Below are 16,350 nucleotides of genomic sequence, written 5' to 3'. Positions count from 1 at the left end.
ATGCGCCTGATCATCGTCAGCGGCCGGTCCGGCTCCGGCAAGAGCACCGCCCTCGATGTCCTGGAAGACAACGGTTACTACTGCATTGACAACCTGCCCGCCGGGCTGCTGCCGCAGCTGGCGGAAAATGCGCTGATCAATACCGAATTGCTGCAGCCCAAAGTCGCCGTGTCGATCGATGCGCGCAACTTGCCCAGCCACCTGACACGCTTCCCCGAGTTGCTTGAAGAAGCACGTGCCCGGCATATCAAGTGCGACGTGCTGTACCTGGACGCCGATGAGGACGTGCTGCTCAAGCGCTTCTCGGAAACCCGCCGGCGTCACCCGCTGACCAATGCTGATCGCTCGCTGGCAGAAGCCATCCGCGTGGAAAGCGACCTGCTGGGGCCGATTGCCGACCTGGCCGACCTGAAGATCGACACCACCAACCTCAACCTGTACCAGTTGCGTGATTCGGTCAAGCTGCGCCTGCTTAACCAGCCTGAGCCTGGTACTGCGTTCCTGGTGGAGTCGTTCGGCTTCAAGCGCGGCATGCCGGTCGACGCCGACCTGGTGTTCGATGTGCGCTGCCTGCCCAACCCTTACTGGAAGCCCGAGCTGCGTGAGCATTCCGGCCTTGATCAACCGGTGATCGACTACCTGGCCGCACAGCCGGATGTCGAGGACATGTACAACGACATCTCCAGCTACCTGCTCAAGTGGCTGCCCCGCTTTGCCGCCAGCAACCGCGCCTACGTCACCATTGCCATTGGCTGCACCGGCGGCCACCACCGTTCGGTGTACATCACTGAGCGCCTTGGTCAACAGCTGCAAAAAACCCTGAAAAACGTCCAGGTCCGCCACCGCGACCTCTAGCCCAAGGATCCACCCCACGATGCCCGCCCGTGAAATCACCATCATCAACAAGCTGGGTCTGCATGCCCGGGCGGCAGCCAAGTTCGTCGGCGTGGCCGGCCGCTTCCCCTGCACCGTCAGGGTAGGCCGTGCGCCGGACAAACTGGTAGATGGCAAGAGCATCATGGCGGTGATGATGCTGGCGGCCGGCAAAGGCACCCAGGTGCACCTGCATACCGAAGGTGAACAGGACAACGATGCCATGGACGCGCTGGTTGAGCTGATCAACAACTTCTTCGACGAAGGCGAGTAAGCCCAGCAACATCTTCTGTCAATTGTCAGGATGCAATCAGGCGTCGTTGTGTTTATACCTATATAGGTATAGATTGAGGCCATGGCATGGATGCATTCAAACGAGTCAGAACGCTGTACTGGGTAGGCAGCAGCAAGAAAGATCTTCAAGCACTTCCAGAGGATGTACAGGACATCTTCGGTTTTGCATTGCATCAGGCGCAGGAAGGTGGCAAGCACCTGCAAGCGAAGACCCTTAAGGGTTTTACAGGTGCAGGGGTGCTGGAGGTTGTGGAGGATTACAACCGCAATACTTACCGGGCCGTGTACACCGTGAGCTTTGGCTCGGCGGTTTATGTGCTGCATTGCTTTCAGAAGAAGTCCACCTCTGGCATCAAGACTGCCGGCCACGACATCGCCCTGATCAGGTCAGGCCTGAAGCTGGCGGAGGCTCACCTAAGAGGAGAAACAAATGACTGAGATCGAAGCAGGCAGCGGTAACGTTTATGCCGACCTCAACACTGCCGACGCCAACGAGATGCTGGTAAAAGCACAGCTTGCCAGCAAGATCTGCAGCATCATCAAGGCTCGTCACCTCACCCAGGTTCAGGCCGCAACAGTACTTGGGTTATCCCAACCCAAGGTATCCGAGATGATGCGCGGCAAGTTTCGCGGTATCAGTGAAACCAAGATGATCGATTGCCTGGCACGACTCGGGCGAGATGTACAAATTGTGGTCAAAGCGGCCCCCCGCTCTCGTCGCGAAGGTCGCGTGGAAGTCATCTTCACCTGATGGGCGCCTGCAAGCAGCAAGCGCGCCCCAAGCTGACTTACGACATCGCCGTATCCATCACCATCATCAGGCAGAAGCCGATACACAGCCCCAAGCTAGCCAGACGATGATGGCCGTTGCTGCGCGATTCGGGGATGATTTCCTGGGTCACTACCAGCAGCATCGCCCCCGCTGCGCAGGCCAAGCCCAGCGGCAGCAGCAACTCGGCAACATTCACCAGCCAGGCGCAGATCACCGCCGCCACCGGCTCGACCAGGCCCGAAGCCGCGCCAATCAGGAATGCCTTGAAGCGCGGCATCCCCGCCCCCGCCAGCACCAGTGCAATCACCAGCCCCTCGGGCACATCCTGCAAGGCGATGCCCATGGCCAGGCTGTCGGCGTCGGGCATGCCGCCACCGGCCGATACGCCAATGGCCATGCCTTCGGGAATGTTATGGGCAATGATGGCGATGACGAACAGCCAGATACGCGCGGCAATCACCGGCTGGTTCTCGCTGCCGACCAGCGCTTCCGGCGAGGCGCCGGAGACCTTGAGGTCGACCAGGAACAGGCACAAGGCACCGAACATCAAGCCGAAGCTGACCAAGCCACCCGCACCCCATTGGCTGAAGCCGATGGCCTGGGCCGCATCCAGACCTGGGATGATCAGCGAGAATGCGGTCGCCGCCAACATCACCCCGGCGCCGAAGCCCAGCAGCGTGTCGGCCAGCGCCACCGGCATGTTACGAATGACCAGTACCGGTACCGCGCCCAGCGCTGTTCCCAGTGCGCACAATGCGCCGCCCTCCAGGGCACGCAACATGCGCGGTTCCAGGTCCAGCCAGGCGAGGCCGCGCGCCACCAGCAACGCGGTGCCAACCAGCAACAGCAAAGTCCCAAGCGCCAGGCGAAACAGGCGCACACTGCTGACAGACATCACCTCAGAGCGCATACCGGTTCGACTCACTTCAGGGCTTCAAGATAACGGCGTTCCACTTCCGCCCAGTCAATGACGTTGTAGAAGGCGCCGATGTATTCAGGACGACGGTTCTGATACTTCAGGTAGTAGGCATGCTCCCACACGTCCAGGCCGAGGATCGGCGTGTTGCCGTGCATAAGCGGGCTGTCCTGGTTGCCGCTGCTCTCCACCACCAAGGTTTTCTGCGGCGTCACGCTGAGCCAGGCCCAGCCGCTACCGAAGCGCGTCAACGCAGCTTTGGTGAAAGCCTCCTTGAAGGCCTCGAAGCCGCCGAGTTGTGCGGTGATGGCTTGCGCCAGCTGGCCCACAGGCTCACCGCCGCCCAGCGGCGACATTACGGTCCAGAACAGGCTGTGGTTGGCGTGGCCGCCGCCATGGTTGGTCACCGCACCACGCAGGTTTTCCGGCAGTTGCCTGACCGCGCCGACCAGTTTTTCAACGGGCCATTCGGCCCACTCGGTGCCTTCGACGGCAGCGTTGAGGCCGTTGACGTAGGTCTGGTGGTGCTTGGTGTGGTGGATTTCCATGGTCTGCGTGTCGATGTGCGGCTCCAGCGCAGCGTAGGCGTAAGGCAATGCAGGCAAGGTATGAGGCATGTCAGTGAATTCCGTAGGCGTGGGTTCTAGGCGCCACATCCGGCCGGGTAGCGAGTTCGCTGGCCCCGACGCTGTGGCGGTTGAGCAGGCGCTCGGTCCGCGGGTACTGGCCGTACTCGGCGATGAAGCTCAGCAGTTCGGTGTAGGTCCGCCCACTGTGGCGCAAGGCTGCTTCACGCAGCGCCTGGGGCAGGCGCGCCTCCTGGCTGGCCTGCAGCAGCCGCTGGTGAGCGGCGCACAGGTAGTCGGCGCTTTCATGCGGCTGGTCAAGGCGCAGGTGCAGGTCGGCCAGGTTGTGGTGGGCGATGACGAAAGCGGCCACCGCTTCGTCGACGTCATGCCAGCGCTCGAACAACACCTGGGCCAGCGCCAGGGCTTGCAGGTAGTGTTCCCGGGCATCGACCAGCTCACCTTGTTCGAACAGGCGGTTGGCGGTTTCCGTGGTGCGTTTCCAGTGCTGCATGACAAGCCTCCTGAGCGGTGACGCAGAGTCAGATACCGCCGGCGGTGAGTTTTTCCGGGTCCAGCAGCGCCTCCAGCTGGTCACGCGACAGGTCGGTGTGCTCCAGCGCCACATCGATGATCGGGCGGCCCTGCTTGTAGGCGGTCTTGGCGATCTCGGCAGCCTTGAGGTAGCCAATGATCGGGTTCAGCGCGGTGACCAGGATCGGGTTGCGCGCCAAGGCTTCCTTGAGCTTGCCTTCATTGACCTTGAAGCTCGCGATGGCCTTGTCGGCCAGCAGGCGGCTGACGTTGGCCATCAGCTCGATGCTCTCGAGCAGGTTGCGGGCGATCACCGGCAGCATCACGTTCAGTTCGAAGTTGCCGGACTGGCCAGCGATGGCGATGGTGGCGTCATTGCCGATCACCTGGGCGGCGACCATGGCAGTGGCCTCCGGGATCACCGGGTTGACTTTGCCTGGCATGATCGAAGAGCCCGGCTGCAGGCCTTGCAACTCGATTTCACCCAGGCCGGCCAGCGGCCCGGAGTTCATCCAGCGCAGATCGTTGGCGATCTTCATCAGCGCCACAGCGGTGGTCTTCAACTGGCCAGACAGAGCAACGGCGGTATCCTGCGAACCGATCAGGGCGAACAGGTTCTGCCCGGGGGTGAATTCGACCTGGGTCAGGCCGCTGAGCTGGCGGGCAAAACCGGCAGCGAACTGTGGGTGGGCGTTGATGCCGGTGCCCACGGCGGTGCCACCCTGTGCCAGCGCCTGCAGGCTCGGCAGGGTAGCTTCGATATGCGCCTTGGCGCCGTTGACCTGCGCCGCCCAGCCATCCAGCACCTGGCTCATGCGCACCGGCATGGCGTCCATCAGGTGGGTACGGCCGGTCTTCACGTACTGATGCACCTGCGCCGACTTGGTCTCGATCACCTGCACCAGATGCGCCAGGGCTGGCAACAGTTGTTCGTGCAGGACCAGCGCGGCACTGACGTGAATGGTGGTGGGGATGATGTCGTTGCTGCTCTGGCCACAGTTGACGTGGTCGTTGGCATTGACCGCCTCGCCCAGTACACGGCTGGCCAAGGTGGCGATCACCTCGTTGGCGTTCATGTTCGAGCTGGTGCCGGAGCCGGTCTGGAACACATCCACCGGGAAGTGCTGGATGAAGTCTTCTGCCAGCAGTTGCTCGACGGCCTTGACGATGGCCTGGCCCTGCGCCGCAGACAATTGCTCCAGCTCGACGTTGGCCTTGGCCGCGGCAGCTTTGGCCAGCAGCAAGGCACGAATGAACTGGGCCGGCATACGCTGGCCGCTGATCGGGAAGTTGTCGACCGCGCGCTGGGTCTGGGCACCGTACAGGGCCTGGGCCGGCACCTGCAGTTCGCCCATGCTGTCACGCTCGTTACGGGTATCACTCATCATCAAATCCTTGCATCAGTTCATCGGGAGAAATCGACGGCAGCAGGCGGCAATTGGCCAACTGCAGGGCGTAGGGCTGCCAGCGCTGGTTGTGTTCCTGACGGTCGAGGTTGCGCAGGTCCAGCAGCGGGCGCCAGGCCTGGTCCAGGCACAGGCAGCGCCAATGCCAGGGCAGCATGCGGTCGCAGGCGGTATCCAGCAGCAGGCGGAAGGAGGTCAGCGCCACCGTCCATGGCGAGGTTTCGGTGCAGCACACCAGGTAGCGGCCTTCGGCCAGGTAATGCTCGATCAGGCGCGGCTCGTCGGGTTCGAGTGCGCAGCGGATGCGCCGGCTGAGCCAGCGCCAGTTTTCCAGGTAGGGCAGTTCGCGGAGGACGGGTTTCATGAACATCATCGCCGGGTTACTGGATAATGATATTCATTATTAAGTGATAACCAGAATCACTTCAAGGAAAAGCTGATGAATAAAAAAACCCGGCGCAGGGGCCGGGTATTCTGTTTGACTGAAAATTCTCTTATGCCTGCACTGGCCCTTTCGCGGGCTTGCCCGCTCCCACAGAATCACCACATGTCAGCTATTGCGCTGTACCTATGGGAGCGGGCAAGCCCGCGAAAAGGCCGGTACAGGCTAAAGATCAGCTACCTGCAACAGTCATTCGCTCGATCAGCACCGACCCTGTATGAATGTTGCTACGGGTTTCAAGATCACTGCCAATCGCCACAATCTGCTGGAACATGTCCTTCATATTGCCGGCAATGGTCACTTCCTGCACCGCGTGCTGGATCTCGCCATTCTCAACCCAGAACCCTGCCGCGCCACGGGAGTAATCCCCGGTCACCATGTTCAGGCCATGCCCCATCAGCTCGGTCACCAGCAGCCCACGGCCCATGCGGCGGATCAATGCAGCCTGGTCTTCGACACCATGGCTGACGAACAGGTTGTGCACGCCACCCGAGTTGGCGGTGCTGGGCAACCCCAGCTTGCGCCCGGAATAGGTACCCAGCAGGTACGACACCAGCTCGCCTTTGTCGACGAACGGTTTGGCGTAGGTGGCCAGGCCATCACCGTCGAACGCCGCACTGCCCAGCGCGCGCGGAATGTGCGGGCGCTCGTCGAGGGTCAGCCAGGAAGGGAACAGACGCTGGCCAATGGTGCCCTCAAGGAACGACGACTTGCGGTACAGGTTGCCGCCGGAGATGGCCGACAGGAAGCTGCCGAACAGGCCGCCGGCCAGCTCGGCCGAGAACAGCACCGGCACCTCGCACGTCGGTACCGGCCGCGCGCCAAGGCGGCTGGCGGCCCGCTGGGCAGCGCGCACGCCAATACTACGTGGGTCGGCCAACAGCTTGCCCTGGCGGTTTACGTCGTACCAGTAGTCACGCTGCATCTGCCCGTCGCCTTCGGCGATCATCACGCAGCTCAGGCTGTGCCGGGTCGAGGCGTAGCCGCCGATAAAGCCGTGGCTGTTGCCATACACCCGGCAACCCTGGTGGGTGTTGAGGGTAGTGCCGTCAGCGTTGAGGATGCGCGGGTCGGCGTCGAACGCCGCCGCCTCGCAAGCCAGGGCCATCTCGATAGCCTTCTCGGGCTCGATATCCCAGTCGTGATACAAGTCCAGGTCTGGAATTTCACGGGCCATCAGCGCCGCGTCGGCCAGGCCGGAGCATTCGTCTTCCGACGTATGCTTGGCAATCGCCAGCGCAGCGGCGACTGTTTCGCGGATCGCGTCCGGGCCACTGGCCGAGGTACTGGCCGAGCCCTTGCGCTGGCCGACATAGAGGGTGATGCCAAAGCCCTGGTCACGGTTGAACTCGACCGTCTCGACCTCGCGCTGGCGTACCGTGGTGGACAGGCCCTGCTCCAGCGACACTGCCACTTCGCAGGCACTGGCCCCTTGGCGGCGCGCCTCGGCGATGATCGCCTCGACTTGCTCCTGCAATGCTGGCAGGTCTTTCGGACCTACGCTCTGGACTGCACTCATGGTTCTCTCCACTCAAATTCTGCGTACGGCTTGGGGTCATTCTACGACCGGGCCGGACAAGCGGCCCCCGACTGGTTATCATGGCGGCGATTTCTAGCGGACTGCCACCATGGTTGATTCAAACGACGACGCCTTCGACGGCGAAAAAAGCAAAACCCAGATCAAGCGCGAACTGCATGCGCTGGTCGAACTCGGCGAGCGCCTTACCACGCTCAAGGCCGATACCCTGGCCCGCCTGCCGTTGACCGACGAGCTGCGCAAGGCCCTGGCCGAGGCCAGCAAGCACACAGCTCACGGTGCCCGCAAACGCCACATGTCGTTTGTCGGCAAGCTGATGCGCGTGCAGGACCTGGATGCCATCCATGCCTTGCTCGAGCAGATGGACAGCTCGACCCGCCAGTACAACGAGCGCTTCCACGGCCTGGAGCGTTGGCGCGACCGGTTGATCGACGGCAACGACGAAGACCTCGAACGCTTCGTCAACGAGTACCCCGACACCGACCGCCAGCAGCTGCGCTCGCTGGTGCGCCATGCCCAGCACGAGAAGGCCCGGAACAAACCGCCAGCCGCCGCGCGCAAGGTGTTCAAGTACATCCGCGACCTCGACGAGCTGCAGCGCGGCTTGCGCTGAGTCCCTAGGGGGCCGCTTTGCGGCCCCCAGGGCCATCACGCCCCCGTACCACCCACGGTAATCGCATCCAGCTTCAAGGTAGGCTGCCCCACCCCGACCGGCACAGACTGCCCGTCCTTGCCGCACGTCCCTACCCCGCTGTCCAGCGCCAGGTCGTTACCGACCATCGACACCCGGCTCATCGCCTCCGGACCATTGCCGATCAGGGTCGCGCCCTTCACCGGTGCGGTAATTTTGCCGTCTTCGATCAGGTAGGCCTCACTGGTCGAGAACACGAACTTGCCGCTGGTGATATCCACCTGGCCACCACCGAGGTTGGCGCAGTAGATACCCTTCTTAACCGAAGCGATGATTTCCTGCGGGTCACTCTCGCCGGCACGCATGTAGGTGTTGGTCATGCGCGGCATTGGCAGATGCGCGTAGGATTCGCGGCGGCCGTTGCCGGTCACCGCCATGCCCATCAGGCGCGCGTTCAGCTTGTCCTGCATGTAGCCCTTGAGCACGCCGTTTTCGATCAGCGTTGTGCATTCGGTCGGGGTGCCTTCGTCGTCCACGCTCAGCGAACCACGGCGGCCTTCGAGGGTGCCATCGTCAACGATGGTGCACAGGCTCGACGCCACTTTCTCGCCAATGCGGCCGCTGAACGCCGAACTGCCCTTGCGGTTGAAGTCACCTTCCAGGCCATGGCCAACGGCCTCGTGCAACAGCACGCCCGACCAGCCCGAACCCAGGACCACCGGCAAGGTACCCGCCGGCGCCGGGATCGCTTCGAGGTTCACCAGGGCCTGGCGCAGTGCCTCGCGGGCATAACCCATCACCCGCTCTTCGGTGAAGAAACGGTAGTCGGTACGCCCGCCACCGCCCTGCCCGCCGCGCTCGCGACGACCGTTCTGCTCGACGATGACACTGACGTTGAAGCGCACCAGCGGGCGCACGTCGGCGGCCAGGCTGCCATCAGCTGCAGCGATCAGGATGCGTTCCCAGACCCCGGCCATGCTCACGCTGACTTGCTGGATACGTGGGTCCAAGGCCCGGGTGGCGGCGTCGACGCGCTTGAGCAGTTCAACCTTTTCTGCGCGGCTGAGCACATCCAGCGGGTTGTCCGCTGGGTACAGGGCGATCACGTCCTGGCTACGGAAGGCCTGCACCGTGCCGTTCTGCCCGGCACGGGAAATTGACCGGGCAGCGCGGGCTGCCGAAGTCAGGGCTTCGAGGTTGATGGCGTTGCTGTAGGCAAAGCCGGTCTTTTCACCAGACTGGGCACGCACGCCCACGCCTTGGTCGAGGTTGAAGCTGCCCTCTTTGACGATGCCGTCTTCCAGCGCCCAGGTTTCCGATATCTGGCCCTGGAAATACAGGTCGGCGGCGTCGATGCCGGGGCCGGCCAACTCACCCAGCACGCTCTGCAGGCTGTCCAGGGTCAAGCCGCCTGGGGCCAGGAGCTGCTCACTGACGGTGGATAACATCTGGCTCATAGTCACTCCGAGGTGTGCGCAGGCCGCAATGCGCCCTGCGAGAAAAAGCGCCGGTGCGATACCACCGGCATGCGCGCCCGGATGGACGCCTGTTCTTCAATGTCTCGCTCGGCAAGCAGTACCGCTTCGCCGTGCGCCTGTTCTGCGACGATGCGCCCCCAAGGGTCGACGATCGCTGCATGGCCATGGGTTTCCCGTGGGCCTGGGTGGGTGCCGCCCTGCGCCGCAGCCAGCAGGTAGCACTGGGTTTCGATGGCCCGGGCGCGCACCAGCACCTCCCAATGTGCCGCCCCGGTCACTGCAGTAAAAGCAGCCGGTGCGGTGATCAGTTCCGCGCCGGCAGCACGCAGCGCGCTGTACAACTCGGGAAAGCGCAGGTCGTAACAAACGCTCAAGCCCAACCGCCCAACCGGCGTATCAGCCACCACCACCTGGGCGCCATGGGCGTAGTCATCCGACTCACGGTAACGCCCGCGGTTGTCGGCAACGTCCACGTCGAACAGGTGCAGCTTGTCATAGCGTGCTGCCACCTCGCCGTGCTCATCGATCAGCAGCGAGCAGGCATGGGCCTTGGCCTCGGGCTGGCCGACCGGTGGCAAGGGCAAGGTACCGGCGACAATCCATAACTTGAGGTCGCGGGCGGTGCGTTTCAACCAGGGCAGGATCGGCCCTTCGCCCAAGGCTTCGGCACGGCCGATGGCGGCGGCGTCCTTGCGGCCCATGGCGGCGAAGTTTTCCGGCAGCACCGCCAGCCGTGCGCCGCCCAAAGCGGCCTGCTGCAACAGGGCACCGGCACGCTGCAGGTTGGCCAGTACATTGTCCTGGCTGACCATCTGGATTACCGCTGCCTTCATGGGCACTCCTAGCGGGATTTCTCGAAAGGTTTCACAAATGTGATTCTAGGCTCTTTCACCGGGCCTTCGACACGGTAGTGAACACTGGCAAAGCGCGACACACGGTCACCGATCAGCCGATCGACCAGGAACAGCGCCCCGCCTACGGCCGGCGCGCCGACGATCAGCGCCGCCAAAGGCAGGTTGTTGGTCACCGGCAGGGTCACCTGCAGGTTGGCATCGACACGGTCACGGACCAGGTCCAGCGTGCCGTCCAGTTCGAAGTTGCTCGACGGGCCGGTCACGCTGATCGGCTCGCGGGTCACGTAGACCCCGCTGCTCGCCACCAGCAGGCCCTTGACCCGGTCATAGGCCAGGCCCTTGTCAAACAGGTCGGAGAAGTCCAGGCGCAGGCGCCGGCCAATCGAGTTGAAGTTGAGCAGGCCAAACACCCGCAACGCCTGGGCGCTGCCCTCTACCTCGACGAACTGGCCGGTGCGCAGCGCCGCATCCATGCTGCCGGAGAAGCGTTTGAGGCTCACCGAAGCCGGCGAGCCCGGCCAGCGGCCATCTACATCCAGGCGGAAGTCACGGCTGGTAACGGTCGGGGCAAAGCCCCAGGCCTTGAGCACATCCGCCAGGTTCTTGCCGTCCAGGCGCCCTTTGTACCAACTGCTGGTGCTGCCAGGCTCGCCTTCCCAGCCGCCGCCGCCGTCAATGCGCAGGCCTTTGAAATCGAGGTCGATATCACTGGCGGTAACGCCACGCGCGGTCGGCCGCAACTTGATCGACGCGCTGCCGAACAGGTCATCACCACGGTAGAGCTTGTCGATGCTCAGGTCGAGCGCTGGCACTTTGCGTGGGTCGAACGAAGCCAGCGGGTCCGGGCCCTCCTTGGCTTGCTCCTCGGCCTGCTTTTCAGCTGGGCTGGCAGCGGGCAGGCGAAGGGTTTGCATGCGTACGACCATGGGTGCGCCCTTGGCATCCGGCACCCGGGCATTGCCGATGACCTCCTTGCTGTCGAGGCGCAAGTCCCACGCCGCGCCGCCACGGGCCAGGCGGACCACGGCCTGGTTCAAGTCCATGCCAAAGGCTTTCAGCTGGCCGATACTCAGGTCCACGCTCTGCAGGTTCTGCCGCGCACTACCGCCCGGGTCGTTGCCGGCAAGGCGTGTCGCCTGGTCTTGCCAGGATGCCAGGTCCAGCGCCTGCAGGCGCCCGCGCACACGCAGGCCCTGCCCGGCAGGTAGCTGAGCGTCACCTGCGCCAAGCAGCAACTCACCACGGCCCTGGTTCAGCTTGTCAGCCGGCGCAGCGTAGGCAAAGCGGGCAACGTCGTTATACGCGGCATCGAAACGCCGTTCCGGGCCCTGCAGGTTCATGCTGAAACGGCTGTCGCGGGTATCTGCTGCGGCTTTGCCGAACGGTGCCGGCAGGTCGATGGCCAGGCCCTTGAGGCTGGAGTTAACGCTCAGGCGGTTATCCCGACTACCCAGGCTGACCTGCAACTGGTACGGCATGTCACCGGACACCGGCAAGGCTTGCTTGAACTGCAGCCAGTCGGTCAGCGCCTTGAGCGACACCTGGCCATTGGCGTTGATACGTGTCTGCATCTGCCCGGGCTGGCCTTCGGCGGTGATTTGCGCCGTCACTGGCTTGCCAAAGGCCTGCAGGCTGATGCCCTTGCCACTCAGCCCTTTGTCGAAATCGAAGCTGAAGTCACCCTTCAGGCGGCTCAGCTCCAGGCTCGGCGGGGCAACCTTCAAGCGCGCATCGTGGGTGGCGAAGTCCACCTGCACTTTCGGCCGCTGCCCGTGGGCCAGCGGAATGTCGAGCTTGACCTTGCCCTTCAGCGGCCCCTCGCCTTCCCAGCCGGCAAAGATTTCGCCCGTGCCGATCGGCGCTTCCTTGAGGATCTTCAGGCCATCGCCAAGGCTGCCGTCGAAGTCGCCATCGAGGTACAGGTGGCTGTGTTGGCCCTCGTCGACATGCGGGATATCGACAGCAACATTACTGACCTTGGTGTCGAGCAATACACCACGCTGGGCCTTGATGCGCACGCCGCTGTCCTCGATCAGCACATCACCATCCACGTGCTGCACCTGCGGCCAGCCAGGCTGGAAGTCCAGGGCGGCGTCACGCACCTTGAAGAACAGGCTGATGCTGCGGGCTTCCGGCGCAGCGCCGTGGTTCAGCGAGCCCTGGTACTGGAAGTAACCTTCGTCCACCGAGCCTTTGACAATGGCGCTGCGCAGCCATTCGTCGAGGCCCGGGCTGAGCACCTCGGGCAGGTACTTGGCAGTGTAGCGGCCATCGCCTTCGGTCAGGCCGACGCGCAGGTCCATGTAGTCCTCGCGGCCCTCCTCGAACAACAGGCGAATGAGGAAGTCACCGGCAATCTTGCCCTCCTCGCCCAACACCTTGAGGTAAGGCGCGATCAGGGTGAAACCGTCCTTGTCCAATGCCCAGGTCAGGCGCGCATTGGCCTTCTGGTAGTGCCAGGGTTTGGCAAAGATCGGGTACAGATGCAGCATGAACGCGTCGGTATCCAGGCGCAGTTCGCCGTGGCCCAGGTCTCCGCTGATGCTGCCACTGACGTTACCGGCAGCCGGAGCATTGTGATAAGCATCGAAGCCGACCTTCTCCAGGTTGGCTTCGAACTGCAGGCGTTGGTCTCCCTCGGCCTTGGGGCGGGCCACCAGGCGCACATTGCGCAACGCACCGGTCACCTTCAGGCCATCGACCACGGCCATGACATTCTCAGGTAGTGGTGCCAGGGCATCGATCAGCGGGGTCAACGGCGTAAGGTTGAGGCGGTCGGCCTGCACCTGCCAGCTTTCATCAGCTGCGCTCTCACCTGGGCGCTGCTGCAACTGCAGGCGCGACTCCCAGCGAGTCTTGCCGATGTCCATGGCCAGGGAGTCGACCACCACATCAAAGCCTTGCTCCTGACGCTGGAACCAGGCGCCAAGGGCCAGGTTGTTCAGCTTGGCTGCCTTGCGCCCGGCATAGGCACCCTGCAGCTCAGGTGCATTGAGCCGCACCACGGCCTGCTGCAACTGCCCCTCGCCCCAGTTGACCCAGAATTCGCCGCCCGCCCGCAGGGCGTCGGCATGCCACTGCCCCAGCAGGCTGGGTGGCAACCAGTGCGACCAGTCACTTTGTGGCAAGCTCAGGTAGGCTTCGACCTGGCCATCGCGCCAGGCCTTGGCCGACGCACGGCTGCGCAGGTTAAGCGCCAGGGGCTGACCATCGGGCAGGGTCGCTCGCAGGTCCACGGCCTGGCGCGAAGCCCCGGCCTGCAGGCCCGCGCTGACATAGGTCAGGGTCAGCGGGTCGCGTTGCCAAGGGTGCAGGGTGACCTGGCTATCAAACACGTCAACACGGCCCAGCTGGCGCAGGCGCTGTAGCAGCTCGGCGGGGTCAAGCGGTGCATCCCCCTTGCTCGGCAGGCCTTCGAGGTGCCACGCACCCTGCTCGTTTTCGCGCAGGATCAGTTGCAGGCCGCCCAGCTGAATGCGCGCCAGGCGCACTTCGCGGGCGGTAAGGCTGGCCCAGACATCGGGGACAACTTTGACGTCATCCAGGCGCAGGGCCGTGGCGCCCTCGCCCAATTGCAGGTCGCGCACCCGCAGCACCGGCGCCAGGCCGCTCCAGCGCCCTTCCAGGGCACCGACATGCACGGGCAGGCCCAACACCTGCTCGGCCTTGCTTTCCAGATCGGCGCGGTACTCGGCCACCAGTGGCACCAGTTCGCGGCCCAGGCTGACATACAGCGCCACCAATACCGCCAGCAGGGCGCATATACCCAGCCCCCAGCGGGTCATGGCGACAAGAACGCGGGTCAGACGTCCCATGGCCATGGCCCTCCAAGTCGTCTATCCATGATGGCCCGTAGCGCAGGTTTTGCCAGCCCGACCCTGCAGCGGCGTGTTTCAGAAGGCCTCAGAGCAGCACCACGTCGTATTGTTCCTGCGAATACATCGACTCGACCTGGAAGCGAATGGTTCGACCGATGAACGTCTCCAGCTCCGCCACGTTGCCTGACTCTTCATCCAGCAGGCGGTCAACTACCTTCTGGTTGGCCAGCACACGGTAGCCTTCGGCCTGGTAGGCCCTGGCCTCACGCAGGATCTCGCGGAAAATCTCGTAACAGATGGTCTCGGGAGTTTTCAGCTTGCCACGGCCCTGGCAGGCCAGGCACGGCTCACACAGCACCTGCTCCAGGCTTTCACGCGTACGCTTGCGGGTCATCTGCACCAGGCCCAGTTCGGTGATGCCGATGATATTGGTCTTGGCGTGATCACGCTCCAGCTGCTTTTCCAGGGTGCGCAGCACCTGGCGCTGGTGCTCTTCATCTTCCATGTCGATGAAGTCGATGATGATGATGCCGCCGATGTTGCGCAGGCGCAGTTGCCGAGCGATGGCGGTAGCGGCCTCGAGGTTGGTCTTGAAAATGGTCTCTTCTAGGTTGCGATGGCCGACAAAAGCCCCGGTATTGACGTCGATGGTGGTCATCGCTTCGGCCGGGTCGACCACCAGGTAGCCACCGGACTTCAGCGGTACCTTGCGCTCCAGGGCGCGCTGGATCTCGTCTTCGACGCCATACAGGTCGAAAATTGGTCGTTCGCCAGGGTAGTGCTCAAGGCGGTCGGCAATTTCCGGCATCAGTTCGCCGACGAACTGCGTGGTCTTCTGGAAGGTTTCCCGCGAGTCGATGCGAATCTTCTCGATCTTCGGGTTGACCAGGTCGCGCAGGGTACGCAGGGCCAGGCCCAGGTCTTCGTAGATGACCGTGGGCGCACCGCAGGTCTTGATCTGGGTACCAATCTGCTCCCACAGACGGCGCAGATAGCGGATGTCCTGCAGAATCTCCTCTGCGCGTGCGCCTTCGGCAGCGGTGCGCAGGATGAAACCGCCAGCATCCTTGATGTTCTCGCTTTCCATGCAGTCGCTGACCACCTGCTTGAGGCGCTCGCGCTCGGCTTCGTCCTCGATCTTCAGCGAAATACCGACATGGCTGCTACGCGGCATGTACACCAGGTAGCGCGAGGGGATCGACAGTTGGGTGGTCAGGCGCGCGCCCTTGGTGCCGATCGGGTCCTTGGTCACCTGCACCACCAAGGCCTGGCCTTCGTGCACCAGTGCAGTGATGTTCTCTACCGCAGAGCCTTCACGCTGGGAAATTTCCGAAGCATGGATGAACGCGGCACGTTCCAGGCCGATGTCGACAAAGGCCGCCTGCATGCCCGGCAGCACGCGAACCACCTTGCCCTTGTAGATATTGCCGACGATGCCCCGGCGCTGAGTGCGCTCGACGTGCACTTCCTGCAGCACCCCGTTTTCCACCACCGCCACGCGTGACTCCATCGGGGTGATGTTGATCAGGATCTCTTCACTCATGGCAGGCTCTCGTCAAAGGTCTTGGATAATGATGGATGGCGTATGCAATGCTGGCTAGCGCGGGTTTGTTACCTCTGGCGCATGCGCAGGCGATTGCCAGCAGGCGATGCCGAATTGGCCGAGCAGCTCGGCCGTTTCACTGAGGGGTAAGCCGACCACCGCCGAGTAGCTGCCGGAAAGGCCAGTGACAAACACCGCGCCCAGGCCCTGGATGGCGTAGCCGCCGGCCTTGTCAGCCGGCTCGCCGCTGGCCCAGTAGCGTTGAGCCTCATCGGCGCTGATCGCCCGGAAGCGCACCTTGCTGGTGACACACAGGCTGTGCACATGCTGGCCATCATTGAGGGCGACAGCAGTCAGTACCTGATGCTCGCGGCCTGACAGGTCGGCCAGCATGGCCAGGGCATCTTCGCGGTTTTCCGGTTTGCCGAGAATACGACCATCGAGCACCACGGCGGTGTCTGCGCCCAGCACAACAGCGGGCCCTTCGACACTGGCCAGGCCGGCGGCAGCCTTGGCCCGGGCCAGGCGTTCGACGTAGGCCGGGGCGCTTTCGTTGGGCAGCGGGGTTTCATCGATGGGGGCGCTGACGACGCTGAACGGCACGCCGATCTGGGTCAGCAGTTCACGACGACGGGGCGAGCCGGAGGCCAGGTATAGCGGGTTCATGCAGACATCTCCCTGTCAGT

Annotated in this window: 16 protein-coding genes; 5 read left to right on the top strand and 11 right to left on the bottom strand. The window is 63.5% G+C overall.

Going from position 1 to position 16,350, the window contains the following annotated elements:
• The 4 genes from rapZ to ABE456_RS16575 all read left to right on the top strand — a co-directional run bounded on the left by rapZ (position 1) and on the right by ABE456_RS16575 (position 1,918).
• Complete coding sequence (gene rapZ, locus ABE456_RS16590; RefSeq protein ID WP_346644879.1) at positions 1-855, top strand: RNase adapter RapZ; 855 nt, start codon at positions 1-3, stop codon at positions 853-855.
• Between the two features lie 19 nt (positions 856-874).
• Positions 875-1,147: an HPr family phosphocarrier protein gene (locus ABE456_RS16585; RefSeq protein ID WP_346644878.1), complete on the top strand. Its 273-nt coding sequence runs from the start codon at positions 875-877 to the stop codon at positions 1,145-1,147.
• 86 nt (positions 1,148-1,233) lie between these two features.
• Entirely contained in the window at positions 1,234-1,605 is a 372-nt protein-coding gene (locus tag ABE456_RS16580) for a type II toxin-antitoxin system RelE/ParE family toxin (protein ID WP_346644877.1), read from the top strand.
• Complete coding sequence (locus tag ABE456_RS16575) at positions 1,598-1,918, top strand: helix-turn-helix transcriptional regulator (protein WP_346644876.1); 321 nt, start codon at positions 1,598-1,600, stop codon at positions 1,916-1,918. Before ABE456_RS16580 ends, ABE456_RS16575 begins: the two co-directional genes overlap by 8 nt.
• Before the next feature lie 37 nt (positions 1,919-1,955).
• Here the strand turns inward: ABE456_RS16575 and ABE456_RS16570 are convergent, their stop codons facing one another.
• The 6 genes from ABE456_RS16570 to pmbA all read right to left on the bottom strand — a co-directional run bounded on the left by ABE456_RS16570 (position 1,956) and on the right by pmbA (position 7,322).
• Positions 1,956-2,849: a ZIP family metal transporter gene (locus ABE456_RS16570; RefSeq protein WP_346644900.1), complete on the bottom strand. Its 894-nt coding sequence runs from the start codon at positions 2,847-2,849 to the stop codon at positions 1,956-1,958.
• A gap of 11 nt (positions 2,850-2,860) precedes the next feature.
• Entirely contained in the window at positions 2,861-3,472 is a 612-nt protein-coding gene (locus tag ABE456_RS16565) for a superoxide dismutase (RefSeq protein WP_346644875.1), read from the bottom strand.
• A 1-nt stretch (position 3,473) separates the two neighbouring features.
• The gene (locus ABE456_RS16560; RefSeq protein WP_346644874.1) at positions 3,474-3,935 is read right to left on the bottom strand and encodes a hypothetical protein; all 462 of its coding nucleotides are present in this window, start codon (positions 3,933-3,935) and stop codon (positions 3,474-3,476) included.
• A gap of 28 nt (positions 3,936-3,963) precedes the next feature.
• Positions 3,964-5,340: a class II fumarate hydratase gene (locus ABE456_RS16555; protein WP_346644873.1), complete on the bottom strand. Its 1,377-nt coding sequence runs from the start codon at positions 5,338-5,340 to the stop codon at positions 3,964-3,966.
• Positions 5,333-5,734, bottom strand: a complete 402-nt coding sequence (locus tag ABE456_RS16550; RefSeq protein ID WP_346644872.1) for a FagA protein — start codon at positions 5,732-5,734, stop codon at positions 5,333-5,335. The genes ABE456_RS16555 and ABE456_RS16550 overlap by 8 nt, the downstream gene beginning before the upstream one ends.
• A gap of 241 nt (positions 5,735-5,975) precedes the next feature.
• Entirely contained in the window at positions 5,976-7,322 is a 1,347-nt protein-coding gene (pmbA, locus tag ABE456_RS16545) for a metalloprotease PmbA (RefSeq protein WP_346644871.1), read from the bottom strand.
• 109 nt (positions 7,323-7,431) lie between these two features.
• Here pmbA and yjgA point away from each other — a divergent pair, with 109 nt between their 5' ends.
• Positions 7,432-7,953, top strand: coding sequence for a ribosome biogenesis factor YjgA (gene yjgA / locus ABE456_RS16540; RefSeq protein ID WP_009683052.1), 522 nt, complete (start codon positions 7,432-7,434; stop codon positions 7,951-7,953).
• A 35-nt stretch (positions 7,954-7,988) separates the two neighbouring features.
• Here yjgA and tldD read toward each other — a convergent pair whose 3' ends face one another.
• The 5 genes from tldD to ABE456_RS16515 all read right to left on the bottom strand — a co-directional run bounded on the left by tldD (position 7,989) and on the right by ABE456_RS16515 (position 16,330).
• Positions 7,989-9,428 (bottom strand): metalloprotease TldD, encoded by a 1,440-nt coding sequence (gene tldD / locus ABE456_RS16535; protein WP_346644870.1) that lies wholly within the window; start codon positions 9,426-9,428, stop codon positions 7,989-7,991.
• A 2-nt stretch (positions 9,429-9,430) separates the two neighbouring features.
• On the bottom strand, positions 9,431-10,282 hold the full coding sequence (locus ABE456_RS16530) for a carbon-nitrogen hydrolase family protein (protein ID WP_346644869.1): 852 nt from the start codon (positions 10,280-10,282) through the stop codon (positions 9,431-9,433).
• An 8-nt stretch (positions 10,283-10,290) separates the two neighbouring features.
• Entirely contained in the window at positions 10,291-14,124 is a 3,834-nt protein-coding gene (locus ABE456_RS16525; protein WP_346644868.1) for a YhdP family protein, read from the bottom strand.
• Positions 14,125-14,206: 82 nt separating this feature from the next.
• A complete protein-coding gene (gene rng / locus ABE456_RS16520) occupies positions 14,207-15,664 on the bottom strand; it encodes a ribonuclease G (protein ID WP_346644867.1) in 1,458 nt (485 codons plus the stop codon).
• 54 nt (positions 15,665-15,718) lie between these two features.
• Positions 15,719-16,330 (bottom strand): Maf family protein, encoded by a 612-nt coding sequence (locus tag ABE456_RS16515; protein ID WP_346644866.1) that lies wholly within the window; start codon positions 16,328-16,330, stop codon positions 15,719-15,721.
• Positions 16,331-16,350: the final 20 nt, after the last annotated feature.

The organism is Pseudomonas sp. TWI929 (assembly GCF_039673335.1).
Lineage (GTDB): Bacteria > Pseudomonadota > Gammaproteobacteria > Pseudomonadales > Pseudomonadaceae > Aquipseudomonas.
Note: the sequence above shows the minus strand (reverse complement) of the source record. Positions and strands in the feature narration are given on the sequence as shown.

What these genes read in the sequence shown, in the direction of transcription:
- rapZ (WP_346644879.1), top strand. Translation starts at nt 1, where the DNA reads ATGCGCCTGATCATCGTCAGCGGCCGGTCCGGCTCCGGCAAGAGCACC.
- ABE456_RS16585 (WP_346644878.1), top strand. Translation starts at nt 875, where the DNA reads ATGCCCGCCCGTGAAATCACCATCATCAACAAGCTGGGTCTGCATGCC.
- ABE456_RS16580 (WP_346644877.1), top strand. Translation starts at nt 1,234, where the DNA reads ATGGATGCATTCAAACGAGTCAGAACGCTGTACTGGGTAGGCAGCAGC.
- ABE456_RS16575 (WP_346644876.1), top strand. Translation starts at nt 1,598, where the DNA reads ATGACTGAGATCGAAGCAGGCAGCGGTAACGTTTATGCCGACCTCAAC.
- ABE456_RS16570 (WP_346644900.1), bottom strand. Translation starts at nt 2,849, where the DNA reads ATGCGCTCTGAGGTGATGTCTGTCAGCAGTGTGCGCCTGTTTCGCCTG.
- ABE456_RS16565 (WP_346644875.1), bottom strand. Translation starts at nt 3,472, where the DNA reads ATGCCTCATACCTTGCCTGCATTGCCTTACGCCTACGCTGCGCTGGAG.
- ABE456_RS16560 (WP_346644874.1), bottom strand. Translation starts at nt 3,935, where the DNA reads ATGCAGCACTGGAAACGCACCACGGAAACCGCCAACCGCCTGTTCGAA.
- ABE456_RS16555 (WP_346644873.1), bottom strand. Translation starts at nt 5,340, where the DNA reads ATGAGTGATACCCGTAACGAGCGTGACAGCATGGGCGAACTGCAGGTG.
- ABE456_RS16550 (WP_346644872.1), bottom strand. Translation starts at nt 5,734, where the DNA reads ATGATGTTCATGAAACCCGTCCTCCGCGAACTGCCCTACCTGGAAAAC.
- pmbA (WP_346644871.1), bottom strand. Translation starts at nt 7,322, where the DNA reads ATGAGTGCAGTCCAGAGCGTAGGTCCGAAAGACCTGCCAGCATTGCAG.
- yjgA (WP_009683052.1), top strand. Translation starts at nt 7,432, where the DNA reads ATGGTTGATTCAAACGACGACGCCTTCGACGGCGAAAAAAGCAAAACC.
- tldD (WP_346644870.1), bottom strand. Translation starts at nt 9,428, where the DNA reads ATGAGCCAGATGTTATCCACCGTCAGTGAGCAGCTCCTGGCCCCAGGC.
- ABE456_RS16530 (WP_346644869.1), bottom strand. Translation starts at nt 10,282, where the DNA reads ATGAAGGCAGCGGTAATCCAGATGGTCAGCCAGGACAATGTACTGGCC.
- ABE456_RS16525 (WP_346644868.1), bottom strand. Translation starts at nt 14,124, where the DNA reads ATGGCCATGGGACGTCTGACCCGCGTTCTTGTCGCCATGACCCGCTGG.
- rng (WP_346644867.1), bottom strand. Translation starts at nt 15,664, where the DNA reads ATGAGTGAAGAGATCCTGATCAACATCACCCCGATGGAGTCACGCGTG.
- ABE456_RS16515 (WP_346644866.1), bottom strand. Translation starts at nt 16,330, where the DNA reads ATGAACCCGCTATACCTGGCCTCCGGCTCGCCCCGTCGTCGTGAACTG.